We start from the raw sequence: 17,245 nt of genomic DNA, 5'->3' as shown, positions 1-17,245 counted from the left end.
CCCATCTAGATGTCCCGCAGAACGGACAAAAGCCGGTCTTTCGGTGTGGCGGCCAGGATACGTTCCAGCCCGTCCAGGTCGGCGCTGTGCCAGGGATAGAGCCGCTTGAACCGGCTCATGGCCTCGCCGTCGCCGGCCCCTTCGGCATCCCAGTCATAGGTCGGGCGGGTCTGGTCGCGCCCGGTCATGACGTAATGCACAAAGGGATTCATCCCCGCATCCGCCACGTCGGAATTGCGCAACAGGTAGTGGCTGCCGTCGAAGAAGGGGTTGGGCTGCGCGCCCATGTCGTGCCCGATCTCGAGGTAATGCAGGATCGGATCCTTGAAGGGGCTGTCGCCGCCCATGTAGCGGGCGCGGTACCAATCCTCGTAGAACAGGCCCGACCGGCGCAGGAGCTCGGCCTGGGATTCCATCTTTTCGGGGTCCGACAGGATCGCGCGTTCGCCGAAAAGCTGCAGGTAGAGCCGTTCCACCGCCTTGACCGAGGGCGTGTTGGTGCGCGCCACGCGGAAACTCTCGCGCATGCATTGCAGGGTGCGCTTGGCCGACATGCCGCCGCCGACATAGGTGGCGATCACCGAATGGCAGTGCACGAAGGTGGCGCCCTTGCTGCGCATGGTGAACATGAAGTTGTGGTCGGCGGTGATGTCGAAGCTGAGGTCGTAACCCTCGGTCGCCAGCAGTTCGCGCCGGGTCAGCGTGGCCTGGTGGCAGGGGATGCCGGTCCACCAGCCGGGCTTGAACTTGCCGGCCTGCAGCTGCGCCCAGGTGTCAGCGAAATCGGCGGCCTTGTGCAGGTTCGACACGCCGGTGTCATGGCGGTAGATATGGTCGCCGGTGATGAAATCCGGCAACTCGCGCCGACCCAGCCAGGCCCCGGGCCCGCCAAAGACATTGTGCATCGCCACCTCCAGCGAGGTGGGCAGGTGGAAATAGTCGCCGGCGTTGATGAAGATGATGTAATCGCCGGTGCCCATGCGGGCGGCCTTGTTCATCGCGTCGTAGACGCCCTTGTCGGGCTCGCTGACATAGATGTCGAACCGGTCCTTGTGGCGTTCCAGGATCTCGACCGTGCCGTCGGTCGAGGCGCCATCGACCACCACCACTTCCATGTTGCGGTAGGTCTGGGCAAAGATCGAGGTCAGCGTCTCCTCGACCTCGGCGGCGGAATTGTAGCAGACCACCGCGACCGAGACCTTGGGCAGCGGCTCGCGGGTGATGCGTTTTTTCGCAAAGCCCCGGCCCAGCCCGGCGCGCACGTAGGCGCCCAGCTCGCGGTAGGGTTCGGGATCGCCGAGATCCTCCTTGAACAGCAGGTCCGACAGGCGGTTCTTCATGTCCCACTGCCATTCGCGGTACCCGTGCTGCACGGTGCGCCAGGCACGGCGGCCGATGCGGGCGTGCTGGCCCAGCTCCAGCGGCTTGGGCTTGTCGACGTCGTAGAGCAGCCCGTTGATCCCGTGGGTGATGTATTCGTTCATCGTGGGATTGTCGGGGGCGATCACGCATTTGCCCGCGGCCATGGCCTCGAGGAAGGACATGCCGATGCCCTCGAATTCCCGGGGTGCCACGTAGATGTCGCAATCGTCGACGATACGGCGATAGTCCGAGGCCTTCTCGAACCAGGTCGAAACCGTGAGCGGGCGCTTGGCCTGTTCCGCCTCGACATCGACCGCGGCGCGCAACGAGGGGTCGCCGGCCAGGTGCAGGTGGAAGGGCAGGTCCGGCATCTTCGAGACCAGCGTCTTGACCGTCTCCCAGCTTGGCCGGTCGGTGCGCTGCCAGAAAAACGCCTTGGGCGGGCGGGGTTTCTTCAGCCGGTCCCAGACGGGGGTGGCAACCGGTTTCGGGAAGTAGCGGAAGAAGAAGGAATTCACGCCCTGGCTGGCGACGCGGTAATGCAGCGTGGGCGAGAAATTCACCACCCGCACGTCGTCGCGATACGCCAGTGCCTGCCAGTAGTCATCGCCCAGCATCCGCGCGCCGTCGTACATCGGCACAAAGACCAGCCGTTTCGCCAGCCGCCGCTCGGCGATCGCGCGGGCCAGCATCTCGATCTGGAAGACGCAGATCAGGTCGTAGTTCTCGGCCTCCAGCGCCTCGAGGTCGAAGGCGGCCAGGGTGGCCGGATCGGGCAGCGTGTCGCGGCGGTGGAACGTGGTGGCATTGGCCTCCAGCAGCTCGGCCATGAAGTTGGTCGAGGCGGTCTTGCGGTGGTATTCATGGCCGATGTAGCAGATCTTCACGTTGGCCCCTCCCGGATCAGCTGTCGCGCTTGTCGAGCTGGTTGAGCAGCGAGAAGATCACCGCCTCGTAGCGCGCCTCGCGGGCGCGGGCATCGTGCAGCCGCATCAGGGCCTCGGTCATGTCCAGCGGATCGACCTGCGCCGGGCGGATCGCCACGCGGCGCTGGGTGACCACCAGGCTCAGCGGGCGGTGGCCCAGGTCGGCGCCCCAGAACTGGCCTTCCTTGACCAGGTCGATGTCCAGGATCAGCTCTCCGGGGACATCCGCGGCGACGGAAACCAGCATGTTGCGGGTGTAGTGCCGGCCCTTCTGGGCGGCAAACGCGTCGCTGTCGGCGCGGTACTCGCCCACCAGCGCGCCGCGCACCGGTTCCTCGGGCAGGCCCGCGTTGACATAGAGCTTGGCGCCGATCTTCACTGGCTCGGGGTCGTCCCCGTAAAGCGCCAGCGGCGCGCCCTTGCCCACCGACAATGTCACCGGAACCGATGTCGTGCCTTCGCCGCTGAAGCAGAAGAAGGGCTGTTCGACGCGCAGGTCGTAATGCAGGTTGGTGGAGTCGAAGAGGTTTTCGGTGGGGCTAGACTGGTCCATGTGGTTGGCAGATCCGTCCATGGTGGTTCTCAATATGTCCTCGGCCTCGGAAACATCTGCCCCGGTCCCCCGGTTGGCAGGAGGTCCAAAGGCCCCGGGCGAGACCTGCCCGAAGAGGCGTTTTGCAACCCCTGCGGGTTACACCGAGCGACGTATGCATGGGCCAAAACCGAGTTACAAGGTGCAAAAATGTGCCGTTGGCGGCCCGATGCGCGGGCCATTGCCGGTTTCAAGGGCAATGGCCCGGAATTTAATCGTTCGCATTTTTCCCGTCGCGCGGCGCCAGCCCGGAGAGCGCCGAGACCAGCGCCCCGGGCGCATGGGCATCGCGGGCGTTCCAGTAGCTGCCCGAGCTCTTGTAGCCCAGCCGGACATGGGGGTGCACATGGGCACGCAGCTGCGGCAGGCTGAGCAGGGTCAGCCCCTGGTCCGCGGCCCCCTCCGCCTCGGCCAGCCAGGAGGCCGTCGCCCGGGTCACCAGCCCCGGCCCGGTCTTGAACCAGGTGCCGTCGTTTTCCCGCGCCAAGAGCGACCGCCCCGCCGCCTCCAGCGCCCAGAGCAGCAGCGGATGCCCCTGGGGCGCCGCGATCACGTTGTTGGCCACCGCCCCCCAGGGTTCGCGCGCCAGGATCAGCCCCGGCCCCTCGGCGATGAGCGCGCCCGCGTCGCCGGTCAGCCGGTCGTCCGCATCGGCGTAGATCCCGCCGTGCTTGTAAAGCAGGCAGAGCCGCAGGAAATCGCATTCCTCGGCGGGCGAATTGGCCAGCTGGAAGGCGCGGGCATGGCCGGTGCCGAACTCCTTGCGCAGGAAGGCCAGGGCGCGGGCCCGGTCGTAAAGATGATGGTCGAACCCCGGCGCGTCGCGCCAGCTCTGCATCAGGGCGGCGACCTCTTCGGGGACCGCGGGGCTGTTCCAGTACTGGAAGATCAGCCGCGGCACGGTCTCGCCTGCGCCGGGCCGGGGCCCGAAACGGGGGGCCTGGGCCGCGACGAGGCGCTTGGCCGGAAAGAAGAAATCCCGCGCCAGCCGCACCTCGACCTCCGCCTCCGGCTCTCCCGCCTGCAGGGCGTGGTCGCGCGCGGCATGGTAGAGCCGCAGCTCGTTGAACTGCGCCCCGTGCAGCGTGGTCGAGAAATGCGCCGTGTTCTGCCGCCCCGCGCCCGGTTCGCGCTGGACCTCCTGCGCGGCGCGGGTCGAGGCCTCGAGATCCCCCAGCGCCAGCGCCAGGTCCAGGAACTGCCGCGGCGAGAGCGTTTTCAGCCCCTGCGCCGCGCGCGCCTCGGCCATCTCGCGGGTCTCTTCCAGGCGGCCCTCCTGGGTCATCAGCGCCATGCGATCGGGGCCGGTGTCCAGCTCCGCATCGCGCGCCTCCAGCCGGTCCAGCCAGGCATGGCCCGCCGCCAGCTGCCCGGTCTCGATACAGGCGCGCAGGAACTGGCGGCGCAGGTACGGCGCGCCGGGCCAGCGCGCCACGCAGGCCCGCAGGTAGCGAAAGCCCGACCGCGCATGGCCCGCGTCCAGCAGCCGTTCCCCGACCAGGGCGGCGCCCTGGGTATCGCGGGGGCTGGGCAGGTCGGCGCGGGCCTGGGCCAGCGCCTCTTCGGGGCCGGAAAAGAGCGCGGCGGAGAGGGCGCGAAACTCTGGCACGCGCGAGGGCGCCAGCCGGCTTTCCAGCGCCTCTTGCAGCGCCCGGGCGCGGTCCGGCGGGACGATGACCCGGGCGCGGGTCATCAGGAACTGCGCCACCAGCGGCGAGATTCGCGCCCGTTGCCCCAGGCTGTCGACCACCGCCAGCGCGGCCCCGGCGTGATCGGCCTGTTCGCCCAGCTTGAACAGGCGCAGCAGTTCCGGCTCGTTCATCCGCGGCGCCATTTCCGCCAGCCGGTCCAGCAGCGCGGCGCGGCCCGCGACCTGCCCCGCCTGGCCCATCAGCTCCGCCGCCTTCAGCCCCGGCGCCGGGCCGGTCGCGGCATGATCCGCCAGCACCGCCAGCCCGGCCTCGGGCGCGCCCTGCGCCTCATGCGCCTCGGCCAGGCCCAGCCGGGCCTGGGCATTGTCCGGATCCGCCTCCAAGCAGGCGGCATAGCGCGCCTCGGCCGCTGCCGCATGGCCCGCGGCCAGTTCCGCCCGCGCCAGTTCCAGCATCAGCCGCGGCTCTCCGGGCCGGGTCTCCAGCGCCGCCTCCAGCGCGGCGATGGCGGCCCCGGACTGGCCCATGTGCACCAGCAGCCCGGCCCGGCGCGCGATCAGCGCCAGGTGATCCGGGCAGGCCTGCACCCCGGCCTCGGCCAGGGCGCGGGCGCGGTCCGGGTCGCCGGCGGTCTGGGCGATGTCGATCCGGCCCAGCCAGGCCCCGGCCTGGCCCGGGTCCTGCTCCAGCACCCCGGCATAGACGGTTTCCGCCCCCGCAAGATCGCCGGTGCGGCGCATCAGCCCGGCCTCGAGCAGCGCCAGCTGCAGGTCCCCCGGCGCCCCGGCGCGCAGCGGCGCCAGCCGGTCCAGCGCCTCGGACAGCCGCCCCTCGGCATCCAGCGCGCGGACGCGCTTGATCTCCAGCGCCCGGGCCTGCGGGCCGGGCAAAAGTGGTGTCGCCGCCTCGATCAGCTCCAGCGCCCGACCCCCCTGCCCCCGCGCCAGGGCGATCTCGATCCGGGCCAGCCAGGCACCGGGATGATCCGGGCGCAGGTCCAGCACCCGGCCGTACATGGCAAAGGCCCCGTCCAGGTTGCCGGCCCGGTGGCGCATCCCCGCCAGCGTGGCCGCCAGCGGCATGTCACCGGGCGCCGCCTCCGACAGGTCTTCGAGCAGGGCCAGCGCCTCGGCGCGGGCGCCGCCCGCCTCCAGCGCGCGGGCCTGCTTGGTCACGATCGCGACCCGGTGGCCCGGGCATTGCGTCAAAGCCGCCTCGCAGAGCTTGCGCGCCCGCCGCGCCTTGCCCCGGCCCAGGGCGATCTCGATCCGCGCCAGCCAGGCCCCGGCATGATCCGGGCGCAGCTCCAGCACCTGCGCGTAAAGCCGCGCGGCCTGCGCCGCCTCTCCCGCCTTCTGGGCGGCCTGCGCCTCGGCCATCAGGCCGGGGATCGTCACGGTCCCGGCGGGGTGCGGGTTCGGCATGGGGTACCTCTTTGTCCTCTCAACTCACCGGCGCAACTCTGGGGGGGGCGCCCGCGGCTGTAAAGCACCCCGCGCGCAAGGCTCCGCGGAGCCACCGCAAAGCGATTGCCTTTCGCAGCCCTGCAAAGTAGGCAACCTGCAATCTGCGTCGAGGGGACCCCGAAGACATGAAAAAAGCGTTCATCACCGGTGTCACGGGACAGGATGGCAGCTATCTGGCGAAACTTCTGCTCGACCAGGGCTACGAGGTGCACGGCGGTGTCCGGCGGATCAGCCAGGTCGAGACCACGCGGCTGGATCTCCTGGGCATCACCGGGGACGTGCAGCTGCACGAGTTCGACCTGGGCGAGGCGAACAATATCTTCCGCACCATCAAGACCGTGCAGCCGGACGAATTCTACAACCTGGCCGCGCAAAGCTTTGTCGGTGCCAGCTGGGATCTGCCGGTCTATACCGCCGAGATCGACGGCGTCTCGGTGGTGCGCATCCTGGATACGCTGCGCACGCTGGTGCCCGAATGCCGCTTCTACCAGGCCTCGACCTCCGAGATGTTCGGCCTGGTGCAGGAGGTGCCGCAGACCGAGACTACCCGGCTTTACCCGCGCTCGCCCTATGGTGTGGCCAAGGTCTTCGGCCATTACATCACCATGAACTACCGCGAGAGTTTCGGCATGCATGCCTCCTCGGGGATCCTGTTCAACCACGAGAGCCCCCTGCGCGGCAAGGAATTCGTCACCCGCAAGATCACCCTGGGCCTGGCCCGGATCGCGCATGGCGGCAGTGACCCGGTGGAACTGGGCAACATGGACGCGCAGCGCGACTGGGGCTTTGCCGGCGATTACGTCGAGGGCATGTGGCGGATGCTGCAGCAGGATGTGGCCGATGATTACGTGCTGGCCACCGGCGTCACCACCACCATCCGCGACTTCTTTACCTATGCCGCCACGGCGCTGGGGATGGACCTGGAATGGTCCGGCGAGGGGGAGGGCGAAACCGCCACCTGCCGCACCTCGGGCAAGCTGGTGATGCGGGTGAACCCGAAATTCTACCGCCCCGCCGAGGTCGATCTTTTGATCGGCGATGCCAGCAAGGCGCGCGAGAAACTGGGCTGGGTGCCGCAGGTCACCGTGGAACAGCTGGCCGAGATGATGGCGAAATCCGACTACGATGCGCTTGCCTGACACCCTGCGCCGCCGGCTGCGCGGGCCGGTGGCACGTTGGCGCGGGTTCCGCGGCAACCTGGATGGCGAGATCGGTGGCGCGCTGGTGGGCTGGGCGCTCTTGGCAAGGGGCGGGCCGGCCCGGGTCGGGCTTTACGTCCGCGGCGCGCTGCTGGCGCAGACCTCCGCCCATGTCTATCGCGGCGACCTGGCCGCGCAGGGGATCGGCCAGCTGCCCGGCGACGGGCGCGCCGGGTTCGCCCTGCCCCTGACCCCCGAGATCCGCGCCCTGCTGCGCGCCAATGGCGGCAGGGGCGAGCTGCGGGTGATCGGCGCGCGGGGCGGCCTGCTGGGCCATTGGCGCCCCGAAGGCGCGGACAGCCCCGCCTCCCAGCCCGTCCCCTCCCGGCCCATCATACCCCTGCCCGAGGACAGCCCGCCCCTGGCCCGCCGGCTCTACGGCGACCTGCAGCGGCTGGCGCTCTGGCAGGAGGGGCCCGCCCCGGACCTGACCCCGCGCCCGGCACCGCCGGTGCAGGCGCGGCTCTTTGCGCCCGAGGATGGCGAAGGCCGCCCCCTGCCCCGGCCTCTCTTTGCCTATGCCGAGTTCCTGCGCCTGCGCGACCGGCTGGAACGCCGCTTCGACCCGGCCCGCCGGCCCGGCGATCTGCTGCCTTTCCTGCGCCATTACCTCGACGATTACGGCAGCGCCCGCGCCGGGCTGCGGATTCCGCTCTCGGCGCAGGCGATTGCCTGGCTCAATGCGCCCGGCGACGGGGATGCCCCCTCGCGCGCGATCGGCGCCTTTCGCGACGAGGTGCCGGGGCTGGAGGGCGCGGCGCTGGCCTATTGGTGGGCCGCCCACCGCGCCCCCCGGATGGGCTGCGAGGACTGCCTGGTGCCGGACGCGGTCCTGGCCACGCTCTCGGCCCTGCCCCCGGAGCAGCGGGCGGGCGACTGGCCGCTGTCGGCCTTCATGCTGCGCTTTCGCGCCGAGGTGCCGGAGCTGGCGGCGCTGGACCCCGGGCGCCCGGAGGGGCGCCGCGCGCTGACCTGCGCCATGATGGTGCTGGCGCTCTCGCGCCCCGACCTGTTGCGCTACATCCCCGAGGCGACCCGCGCCGCCGCGCTGGAGGGCGGCGCGCTGGCGGGGGTCTGCCGGGACATGGGCGGGCCGGACATGACTCCGGCGGGCTATGCCCGGGCGCTGGCCCGGGCGGGGTTCGACCTGGACAGCCTGTCCTTTGCCTGCCGCACCGCCGAGGGCCACCGGGCCGAGTTTGCCCGCCACGCGGCCCCCGCAGCCCCCCCCGAAGCGGGACCCGAGACCGAGGTGCAGGTGATCGGCCCCTTTGCCCGTGCCTCGGGGCTGGGCCAGGCCACCCGGCTGTCGGCGCGGATGCTGGACCAGGCGGGCTTTGCCGTGCACCGGGTGGAATTCGCGCTCGACAACCCCTCGCCGGGGGCACCCGGCGAGGCCCGCGCCGCCTGGCGTCCGGCCCGCGTCAACCTCTGGCATCTCAACATCGAGGCGCTGCCGCTGGCCGCCGCCTACCTGCCGGACGTGTTTTCGGGCAGCACCAATATCGCCTATCCCTTCTGGGAGCTGGACAGCCCCGCCGCCTGCCATTTCCTGGGCCTGACGATGGTCGACGAACTCTGGATGGCCGCGCCCTTCGGCGTCGAGAGTTTCGCCCCGCATTGCGCCTGCCCGGTCCACGAGGTCGGCATGAGCTTTGAGCCCCTGCCCGAGATCCCGCGCGACGCGGCCCGCGCGTTCCTGCGCGCCCGGACCGGGGCCGGGCCGGAAGACTTCACCTTCCTGGTCAGTTTCGACAGTTTCTCCTTTCTGGGGCGCAAGAACCCGCAGGGCGTGCTGGCCGCCTTCGAACGGGCCTTTCCCCGGGACGCGCCCGAGACCCCGCCGGTGCGGCTGCTGATCAAGACCCAGAACCGGGCGAGGGTGGCCGACCCCGCGCAGGCCGGCATGTGGCAGGCGGTGGACACGGCGCTGGCGCGCGATCCGCGCATCACCCTGCTGGACGCGACCCTGCCCTACGACGAGGTGCTGCGGCTCAAGGCGGGCGCGGATGCCTATGTCTCTCTGCACCGCGCCGAGGGCTGGGGCTTTGGCATGATCGAGGCGATGAACCTGGGTGTGCCGGTGCTGGCCACGGGGTATTCCGCCAACATGGCCTTCTGTTCGCCCGAGACCTGCTGGCTGGTCGACTACCGGCTGACCGAGGTCGGCCCCGACGATTACATCTTTGTCCGCCCGGGCCAGCACTGGGCCGAGCCGGACATCGCCCATGCCGCCGCCCAGATGCGCGCGCTGCACGATGATCCCGAAGACCGCGCCGCCCGCGCGGGGCGCGCGCAGGCGCGGATCCGGCGGGATTTCTCGCCCACGGCGGTGGGCGCGCGCTATGCCGCCCGGCTGCGCCCCCTGCTGGCGGGCGGCCTGGCGCCCCGGACCGGGGGCTGAGGCATGGCGGCGCGGCTGATCCTGCACGCGGGCTATCACCAGGCCGGAGCCGGGCTGATCCGGCAATGGCTGGAGGATCACGCCGAGGTCCTCGCGCCGCAGCTGGCGCTCTACGGTCCCGATCACCCGCAGGTCGCCCCGCTGCGCGAGGCGGCACTGGCCACGGCCCGGGGCCGGGCAGGCGGGCGCGCGGCGCTGGCCGAGGCCGCCCGCGCGCTGGCCGAAGCGCTTGCGAAGGAACCCGCGCCGCAGGTCTGCCTGAGCGAGGAAAACCTGCTGGGCCGTCCTTTGGGCCATGCCGAGGCGGGCCACCTCGAGACCGAGATCTATCCCGGCCTCTGCCCGATCCTCGACACGCTGATGACCGAGCTGGCGGCCTTCGACCCGGTGCTGGCCCTCTTCGAACGCGATCCCGGGGCCTGGCTGGAGAACCTGCACCGGCAGGCGGTGAACCGGGGCGGGTTCGCGGGCGATTTCGACAGCTACCTGGCGCGGTTCGACCCGCAGGTCGACTGGGCCGGCCTGCGCGACGAGATCACCTTTGCCCTGCAGGGGCGCGGCGCCCTGGCGGCCTGGTCCTTCGAAGAGGAGTTTCCCCGCGGCGCGGTCGCCGAGATGGGGTTTTTCCGGCTGCTCGACATCCCCGAACCCCTGATGGAGCAATGCCGCCCGACCCTGCGCGCACATCCCGCAGCGGCCCCCACGCCAGAGCCCGACGCAGGCAAGGCCGGGGCCCCGCCGCCAGTCCTGCTGATGGGCGGCGCCAATGCCCTGGTGCCCGAAGGCTGGGGCCATGTGCTGCGGCGCGACCATGCCCGGCAGGTCGCGCCACAGAACCTCTCGGGGGCGGCGGGCACCACGGCCACGGCGCTCTACCGGCTGCTGGCGCAGGGCGGGGACTGGCCCGGGGCGCCGGTGATCTGGGAACAGGGGATCAACGAATACACCCACCTGACCGGCGGCCAGGACATGGACAGCCTGATCTACCACGTCGAATGGCTGTTGCAGCTCTGCCATCGGCAAGACCGGCCCTTCGTGGCGCTGCTGACGCGGACACGGATGCAGGCCCGCATGGCGCAGGACGACAGCTATGTCTCGCGGCTGCGCGCGCTCTTCGCCGATTACGGCGTCACGGTGGTGGATGCGGATGCGCTGATCCGGGTGCTGGAGCGTGGCCCGGTCGCGGACCTGGAGGCCTGGTACGCGCGCAACGCGGTCCACGACACCGAGACCCCCCTGCCCCGGCGGCTGGCCGAGACCGCGCTGGTGGCGCTGGAAACAGCGCCGGTGCCGCGCCCGCCCCGGGACCGCGCGGCGCATTTCGAGGCGCTGACGCTCTGCCTGCGCGCGCCGGCCAGCCGCCCCGGCAGCTTTGCGCTGGCCGGGATGGACTGCCCCTTTGCCCCTTTCGGCGAAACCCTGCCCATCGCAACCCCGGGCCGGGCGCTGGCGGCGATCCTCGTGACCTCGGGCAGCGGCCCGGTGATCCGGATCTCGGCCGGGAAAACCCTGCTGGGGCGCTATGTGACGCAGGTTCCGCACGGTCCCCGCCACCCGCGACAGCAATTGCGCCAGCTGGTGCTGGGCCAGGGGGCCGGCGGGGTTGAGATACCCGGCGGGGTGGTGCAGATAGACATCGACACGCGTCCAGATACCCCGGTCGATACCCCGCCAGATACCCAGTCAGACAAGCCGATCATCCAGACCATGTATCACCAAGACGAACCACCCTCCGATCCGCGGCCCTCCGGGCTGGTGGCGCTTTTGTGCGAAGAACCCCGCAAGGGGGTGGCCCGATGATTTTGCTCCAACTCGAAGGATATTGATTCAATGATCTTCCCGGTTCTTCTCTGTGGCGGGTCCGGCACCCGTCTCTGGCCGCTCTCGCGCAAGTCCTACCCCAAGCAGTTCGCCGACGTGGTGGGCGAGGAAAGCCTGTTCCAGGCCTCGGCCCGGCGCTTTACCGGGAATGGCTTTGCCGCGCCGCTGGTGGTCACCGGGGACCCCTTCCGCTTTATCGTGACCGAGCAGCTGGACGAGATCGGGCTGGAGCCCTCGGGCATCCTGATCGAGCCGGAGGGCCGCAACACCGCGCCCGCCGCCGCCGCCGCCGCGCTTTTCGCCCTGGCCCAGGACGCCGACGCGATGATCCTGCTGGTGCCCTCGGATCACGCCATCTCGCAGCCCGAGCTGTTCCGCGACGCGGTACTGGCCGGCGCGCCCGCCGCCGAGGCGGGCCAGATCGTCACCTTCGGCATCGCGCCGACACGTGCGGAAACCGGCTATGGCTGGCTGGAAACCGGCACCGAGCAGAACGGCGTGTCAAAGCTGGAGCGCTTTGTCGAGAAACCCGACGCCGCCACCGCCGAGACGCTTTTCGCCGACGGCCGCTATCTCTGGAACGCGGGGGTCTTCCTGGCCAGGGCCAGCGTGCTGGTCGAGGCCTTCCGCAGCCACGCCCCCGAGATGCTCGACCAGGTCGCCGCCGCCATGCAAGCGGCGCAGGGTGACCTGGGCTTTACCCGCATCGACCCGGATCTCTGGGCGCAGGTCGCCGATGAATCGATCGACTACGCGGTGATGGAAAAGGCCTCCAACCTCTCGGCGGTGCGTTTCGACGGCCACTGGACCGACCTGGGCGGCTGGGAATCCGTCTGGCTGGAATCCGAACGGGACGAAGAGGGCAACGCGGTTTCCGACCATGCCACCGCGCTCGACTGCGAAGGCTCGCTCTTGCGGGCCGAGGCCGGCGACCAGGAGCTGATCGGCATCGGGCTCAAGAACGTGGTCGCCGTGGCCATGCGCGACGCGGTCATGGTCGCCGACATGAGCCAGGCGCAGAACGTCAAGCAGGCGGTCAAGGTCCTCAAGGACCGCGGCGCCAAGCAGGCGACAAGCTTCCCGGTCGATCACCGTCCCTGGGGCTGGTTCGAAAGCCTGGTGATCGGCGAGCGGTTCCAGGTGAAACGCATCCACGTCCACCCCGGCGCCTCGCTCTCGCTGCAATCGCACCACCACCGGTCGGAACACTGGATCGTGGTGCAGGGCACGGCCAAGGTGACGGTCGACGAAGAGGTCAAGCTGATCACGGAAAACCAGTCGGTCTACATCCCGCTGGGCGCGGTGCACCGGATGGAAAACCCCGGCAAGGTGCCGATGGTGCTGATCGAGGTGCAGACCGGCTCCTACCTGGGCGAGGACGACATCATCCGCTACGAGGACGTCTACGCGCGGAGCTGAGGTCGACCGTTGCAGGAAGGGGGCCGACCGGAGGCATGCGTCCTGCATGCCCCCCGTCCCTGCGGGACTCCCCCCAGGGTATTTGTGCAACCAAAGAAGCAAGGGCGCGGCGCGGGTCTCTCCGCCGCGCCCTTGTTGCGTCCTGCGCAAGCGACCGCGCGCCCCGAGGTGGGTCATCCGGAGGCCGGCTGCGTGCGACGAAGCTGCCGTTCGCCGCAGACATCGGACCATGTGCTTATGTGGTCGTCGGCAGGAAGCCACCCAATATGGTGCCCCGCGTCCGGATGGACTGTACAAGTTGGTAACAGCGCCGCAACTTGGCATTGAACCCGCCGGGTTCCGCCTGATCAAAAAAACCGCAAATCTTCGGAGAAACCGCTCATGCCCAAAAGCCCCTGATTTTCCTGATTGCCCTCCTCGCCACGCCTGCGATGTCGGATATCTCGGACGAGGCGAATGCCTGCATTGACGCGCTTCGGGCAGCCCATGGCAATATCGGCGGCGAAGTCTTGGGACAGGAAGGCAGCGAAGCGGGCACCCTCGTCCGGCTTCGCGACGCGAACGGGGCAGAGTACGAATGCGTCGTCTGGTCCGGCCCCGAGGTTGCGGAATTGCGGCGCGTCGGAACCGGACCGAGTGGTGCTGACGATGGCGGAGGTGCGATGGCCGGGGTTGTCTCGGGCACCAAGCGCGTGTCCTTCGACAAGGGCACGAGCGGGACGGCCATGACAGCGACACTGAACCCGGAGAGCTCCGTGCGCTATGTCCTCGGGGCGAGCGACGGACAATTCCTGAACGTGGATATCGGTTCGCACGGCGGCGCGCTGGACTACAGGATAGAGAACCCGGACGGGTCGGAACTGCTGGGTCTGATGGCATCGGACACGCCCTACGAAGGCCAGCTTTGGCAATCGGGCGACCACGTCATCGAGATCCTGAATGCCGGGGCGCAACCGGTGACATTCGATATCGGGATCGGAATCAGATAACCGTTTCCGGTCACTCAAGCGATGCAGGGGCGTTTCTGCCTTCTTTGGTTTGGAAAATGCCGCGGAGAGCGCGAGAGGCAGCGCCTCTCGTACCTTCGCCTGCGAAGGTCTTCAGCGCGCCGATGAAACCTCCCTCGGAGGTTTCATCGGCCTTCGCCTGAACCGGAGCTCAGCCCGGCACCGCGATCTCCCCGTCCACCTCCACCGTGACCGGCTGCGGGAATCGCACCGCCTCGGGCGCATCGGCGCCATGCGGCAGCAGCACCGTGGCCTCCAGCCCCGCCTCCGTCAGGCGCACCGATTGCACCCAGCCCTCGCCGGGGCTGTCGCTCTCTTCGGCGGCCAGCACCGCCAGGTCATAGGCCGCGCCATTGGCGATCAGGCTGTTCCCCTGCCGCTCCAGCACCAGCTCCCCCTCCCGGCGCACCGGGGCGAATACGATCGTCAGCTTGGTCATGGCTTTCCTCCTCAGGCCCAGCGTCCAAAGGCCAGGAGGCCGGTGGCATAGGCCACCCTTGCCCCCGACAGCCCCCAGACCGAGAAATTCACCCCCGCCGCGGTCGGCGCGCCCACGCTGGCGAAATGCGCCGTCTGCACCTGGCCCGTGGCCTGCACGACGGGCACCGTCCCGCCCAGGAAACCGGCCGGAAAGCTCCAGAGCGTCTGGCCCGTGGCGCTCGATGTCTTCTGCTGCCAGCAGAGCTGGGTGCCATCCGCCAGCCGCAGGTAATGCCCGTTGGCATTCTCGCCGCTTTCCAGCACCGCACCGGTGGGGGTGCCGCCTGTCTGCGCGACCGTGCCCAGCAGGTTGCCCGGCCCATAAGCGTAATCCGCCCGCGCCAGTTTCCCCGTGCCGGTGTCGGTGGCGCTGTCCTGCACCGCCGCCCCCGTGGCCGTGCCGCTGGCCCCGTCGAAGCTCAGCGCCGTGACCCAGGCGGCGCCGTCGGCGCTGACCTTGATGGCGAACTCATCCGACCCGGTGGTGCCCATCTCGGCCCGGCCGCTCCAATCGGTCTGGAAGAGCAGGCTGGCGGTGTCGCTCTGGGCCGCCTTGTTGACCTTCAGCTGGTGGCCCGCGCCGTCATGGGTCAGCAGGGTGGCAGGCGCCACACTGGTCAGCCGGTTGGTGGCATCCGCCGCGCCGTTCACGCCCAGCCTGTCCGCCTGCAGCGCCCCGGCCCCGTCGCGCCAGGCGATCCCGTCGAAACGGACTTGCGTATCTTCCGAGAGTACCCGGGCGCGCCAGCCCGCCACCGGGGCCTGAAAGATCCATGTATTCATGTCGTATACAGCGATGGTGCCGTCCTGCCCGGCCCAGTCGCCGGTGGCGCCGGCGGGCACCAGGTAGCGGTCGCCCTGCGCCGGGCTGGCGGGCGGCGCGGTCACATCGCGGGCGATCACCGCCAGCTGCACCGCCACGTCCAGCCGCCGCAGCGCCTCGTTATGGGTGACATGTTTCTGCGCCTGGGACGGCAGCAGGTAAGGCAGCGTGAGAACCGCCGAGACATCGGACATGGGACAACCCTCCTCGAAGCACGGCGCCCAGAGCTAGGGCGGGAAGGTTAACCGGGCTCTATGCCAACGCACGCCCCCGGCAGGATCGCGCAACACCGCAGGGCGAGGGTCACCCCGCCGCCGCCATGTGATGCAGCCGGTAGCGCCCGGCGGTGCCCGCGACCCCAGCCGCCGCGCGCAGCTCCCCGGCCAGACCCTCCAGCGCCTCCGCCGCATAGCCCGTGACCAGCATCAGCCAGGGCATCACCTGGTCCCTGCCGCGCAGCGCCTGTTCGCGGGTCATCGGTGGCGCCGCCGCCGGGCGCAACAGATGCGCCGTCACCAGCCCACGCCGCGCCACAAGCTCCGGCAAGAGCCCCTCCAGCCGGGCGGCCAGCGCCGCTTCCGCCCCGGCCTCGGGGGTAAAGCGCAGCACCAGCGCCTCGCCGCCCAGGCCGATCCCCGCCCCCGCCAGAACCTCGGCAAAGCCCCGCACCATGCCGCGAAACCGCGGCATCATCGCGCCCGTCCAGGGCGTCGGGTCGTTCAACCGGTCGAGGTAGGGCTGCGAGGTCGCCACATCCGTACCCGTCACGTCATAGGTCACCAGGTTGCGCGGCCCGTCGTCCAGCGCGACCCAACGCACCGCCCGCAGGAACCCGGGCACGGCGAGGCGCTCGGCGAAATGTTCATGGCTGTGCCAGTCGTCGTGATCGGCGTCGTCCCCCTCGATATCGTAGAACAGCACCATGACCGCCTCGCCCAGCATCGCCGTCCCTCCCCTGTCGACGGGGCAAAGGCTAGCCGGAGGCGGCGGGGCTGTCACCCGTGCGGGGGATACCCCGACGGCAGAGCGGAGCCGCGCCGGTTGGGGCAGAATCGCGATAGTTTAGCGATTGCAGCCTGACCCCGCGTCGGCTGAACACCCTGCTGAGACTTCACATCCTGCCCCGCCTGCTCTCCGTACACGCTGCGCGATAAGAGAAATGCAACGTGTCTGTGCAAACCTCGCCACCGCATTTCCTGGGAGCGCAACTATGGCAACAATCAACGGGGGCAGTGGCGACAATACCTTGAACGGGACATCCGGGAACGACACGATCGTCGGCGGCGAAGGGGCCGATGCAATCGACGCCGGGGCCGGAGACGATATCGTCCACGGAGATGACGCCTTCGGATCTGCCGACGGCGGCGACACCATTGATGCAGGCGACGGTGCAGACACGGTCTATGGTGCCGATGGTGACGATGTCATCCAGGGCGGTGCCGGGGCGGACAGCCTGCATGGTGCCGAAGGCAACGATATCGTCGATGGCGGCGATGGCAATGACACGCTCTATGGCGATCAGGGGAATGACACGCTCGATGGGGGCGGTGCCGACGACCTGATCTATGGCGGCGACGGCGATGACGAAATTCGCGGCGGCGCGGGTAATGACACGATCTACGGACATGCCGGCGCGGATTCGTTCGTCATCACGACAGGCAGCGAAAATGACGTGATCGAAGATTACAACGCAGGCGATGGCGACATCCTTGTCATCGACTACCCGGGGATTACGACCTACGCCGAACTTGAGCCTTACCTGAGTGACGATGGCAATTGGGGCACTCTGATCTCTCTCCCGGACGGGTCCGTGACCCAGGTCAAATGGTTGAACTATGGGTCTCAATCAGCGTCGGATTTCAGCTTTCAGTCGGGTCCGCTGTGTTTTCTGAAGGGCACCCTGATCGATACGGCGACAGGCCCCAGGCCGGTCGAGACGCTGCGCCCGGGCGACATGGTCGAGACTCTGGATAGCGGAATGAAACCGATCAGGTTCATTTCCTGTAGACGTTACAAGTTGAGAGTGTCAGGTCTTCTGTGTATGACTGATCCGGTTCATGCTTCACGGAAAGGAAGCATGAATGACCATCTCGA

Annotated in this window: 12 protein-coding genes; 6 read left to right on the top strand and 6 right to left on the bottom strand. The window is 69.4% G+C overall.

Annotated features, from left to right (window positions below):
* Nucleotides 1-5: 5 nt before the first annotated feature.
* The 3 genes from KZZ07_RS23500 to KZZ07_RS23490 form a co-directional block, all read right to left on the bottom strand.
* On the bottom strand, nucleotides 6-2,249 hold the full coding sequence (locus KZZ07_RS23500) for a glycosyltransferase (protein ID WP_219518171.1): 2,244 nt from the start codon (nucleotides 2,247-2,249) through the stop codon (nucleotides 6-8).
* 16 nt (nucleotides 2,250-2,265) lie between these two features.
* Complete coding sequence (locus KZZ07_RS23495) at nucleotides 2,266-2,862, bottom strand: hypothetical protein (protein WP_219518169.1); 597 nt, start codon at nucleotides 2,860-2,862, stop codon at nucleotides 2,266-2,268.
* A 229-nt stretch (nucleotides 2,863-3,091) separates the two neighbouring features.
* Complete coding sequence (locus tag KZZ07_RS23490; protein WP_219518167.1) at nucleotides 3,092-5,956, bottom strand: tetratricopeptide repeat protein; 2,865 nt, start codon at nucleotides 5,954-5,956, stop codon at nucleotides 3,092-3,094.
* A 167-nt stretch (nucleotides 5,957-6,123) separates the two neighbouring features.
* On the opposite strand from KZZ07_RS23490, the gene gmd reads away from it, so the two are divergent.
* The 5 genes from gmd to KZZ07_RS23465 all read left to right on the top strand — a co-directional run bounded on the left by gmd (nucleotide 6,124) and on the right by KZZ07_RS23465 (nucleotide 13,830).
* Entirely contained in the window at nucleotides 6,124-7,137 is a 1,014-nt protein-coding gene (gene gmd, locus KZZ07_RS23485) for a GDP-mannose 4,6-dehydratase (protein ID WP_219518165.1), read from the top strand.
* Entirely contained in the window at nucleotides 7,124-9,601 is a 2,478-nt protein-coding gene (locus KZZ07_RS23480; protein WP_219518163.1) for a glycosyltransferase, read from the top strand. The genes gmd and KZZ07_RS23480 overlap by 14 nt, the downstream gene beginning before the upstream one ends.
* Before the next feature lie 3 nt (nucleotides 9,602-9,604).
* The gene (locus tag KZZ07_RS23475) at nucleotides 9,605-11,401 is read left to right on the top strand and encodes an SGNH/GDSL hydrolase family protein (protein ID WP_219518160.1); all 1,797 of its coding nucleotides are present in this window, start codon (nucleotides 9,605-9,607) and stop codon (nucleotides 11,399-11,401) included.
* A 30-nt stretch (nucleotides 11,402-11,431) separates the two neighbouring features.
* The gene (locus tag KZZ07_RS23470; protein WP_219518158.1) at nucleotides 11,432-12,841 is read left to right on the top strand and encodes a mannose-1-phosphate guanylyltransferase/mannose-6-phosphate isomerase; all 1,410 of its coding nucleotides are present in this window, start codon (nucleotides 11,432-11,434) and stop codon (nucleotides 12,839-12,841) included.
* 431 nt (nucleotides 12,842-13,272) lie between these two features.
* Nucleotides 13,273-13,830, top strand: coding sequence for a hypothetical protein (locus KZZ07_RS23465; RefSeq protein WP_219518157.1), 558 nt, complete (start codon nucleotides 13,273-13,275; stop codon nucleotides 13,828-13,830).
* A 169-nt stretch (nucleotides 13,831-13,999) separates the two neighbouring features.
* Here KZZ07_RS23465 and KZZ07_RS23460 read toward each other — a convergent pair whose 3' ends face one another.
* The 3 genes from KZZ07_RS23460 to KZZ07_RS23450 form a co-directional block, all read right to left on the bottom strand.
* Nucleotides 14,000-14,287, bottom strand: coding sequence for a hypothetical protein (locus KZZ07_RS23460; RefSeq protein WP_219518154.1), 288 nt, complete (start codon nucleotides 14,285-14,287; stop codon nucleotides 14,000-14,002).
* 11 nt (nucleotides 14,288-14,298) lie between these two features.
* Nucleotides 14,299-15,345 carry a DUF2793 domain-containing protein gene (locus KZZ07_RS23455; RefSeq protein WP_219518152.1) on the bottom strand — a complete coding sequence of 349 codons (1,047 nt, stop codon included), beginning with the start codon at nucleotides 15,343-15,345 and terminating at the stop codon, nucleotides 14,299-14,301.
* A 109-nt stretch (nucleotides 15,346-15,454) separates the two neighbouring features.
* Nucleotides 15,455-16,093, bottom strand: coding sequence for a hypothetical protein (locus KZZ07_RS23450; RefSeq protein WP_219518150.1), 639 nt, complete (start codon nucleotides 16,091-16,093; stop codon nucleotides 15,455-15,457).
* Between the two features lie 217 nt (nucleotides 16,094-16,310).
* On the opposite strand from KZZ07_RS23450, the gene KZZ07_RS23445 reads away from it, so the two are divergent.
* Nucleotides 16,311-17,245, top strand: a 935-nt coding sequence (locus KZZ07_RS23445) for a Hint domain-containing protein (RefSeq protein ID WP_219518149.1), incomplete at its 3' end; no start/stop codon positions are given.

The sequence above is a fragment of the Mameliella sp. CS4 genome (assembly GCF_019392335.1).
Classification (GTDB): domain Bacteria; phylum Pseudomonadota; class Alphaproteobacteria; order Rhodobacterales; family Rhodobacteraceae; genus Antarctobacter.
The sequence above is the reverse complement of the archived record's forward strand: the minus strand, read 5'-3'. Positions and strand labels throughout refer to the sequence as shown.

Excerpts from the sequence above, each read along its gene's own strand:
- KZZ07_RS23495 (WP_219518169.1), bottom strand. The coding sequence starts at position 2,862 with ATGGACGGATCTGCCAACCACATGGACCAGTCTAGCCCCACCGAAAAC.
- KZZ07_RS23490 (WP_219518167.1), bottom strand. The coding sequence starts at position 5,956 with ATGCCGAACCCGCACCCCGCCGGGACCGTGACGATCCCCGGCCTGATG.
- gmd (WP_219518165.1), top strand. The coding sequence starts at position 6,124 with ATGAAAAAAGCGTTCATCACCGGTGTCACGGGACAGGATGGCAGCTAT.
- KZZ07_RS23480 (WP_219518163.1), top strand. The coding sequence starts at position 7,124 with ATGCGCTTGCCTGACACCCTGCGCCGCCGGCTGCGCGGGCCGGTGGCA.
- KZZ07_RS23475 (WP_219518160.1), top strand. The coding sequence starts at position 9,605 with ATGGCGGCGCGGCTGATCCTGCACGCGGGCTATCACCAGGCCGGAGCC.
- KZZ07_RS23470 (WP_219518158.1), top strand. The coding sequence starts at position 11,432 with ATGATCTTCCCGGTTCTTCTCTGTGGCGGGTCCGGCACCCGTCTCTGG.
- KZZ07_RS23465 (WP_219518157.1), top strand. The coding sequence starts at position 13,273 with ATGTCGGATATCTCGGACGAGGCGAATGCCTGCATTGACGCGCTTCGG.
- KZZ07_RS23460 (WP_219518154.1), bottom strand. The coding sequence starts at position 14,287 with ATGACCAAGCTGACGATCGTATTCGCCCCGGTGCGCCGGGAGGGGGAG.
- KZZ07_RS23455 (WP_219518152.1), bottom strand. The coding sequence starts at position 15,345 with ATGTCCGATGTCTCGGCGGTTCTCACGCTGCCTTACCTGCTGCCGTCC.
- KZZ07_RS23450 (WP_219518150.1), bottom strand. The coding sequence starts at position 16,093 with ATGCTGGGCGAGGCGGTCATGGTGCTGTTCTACGATATCGAGGGGGAC.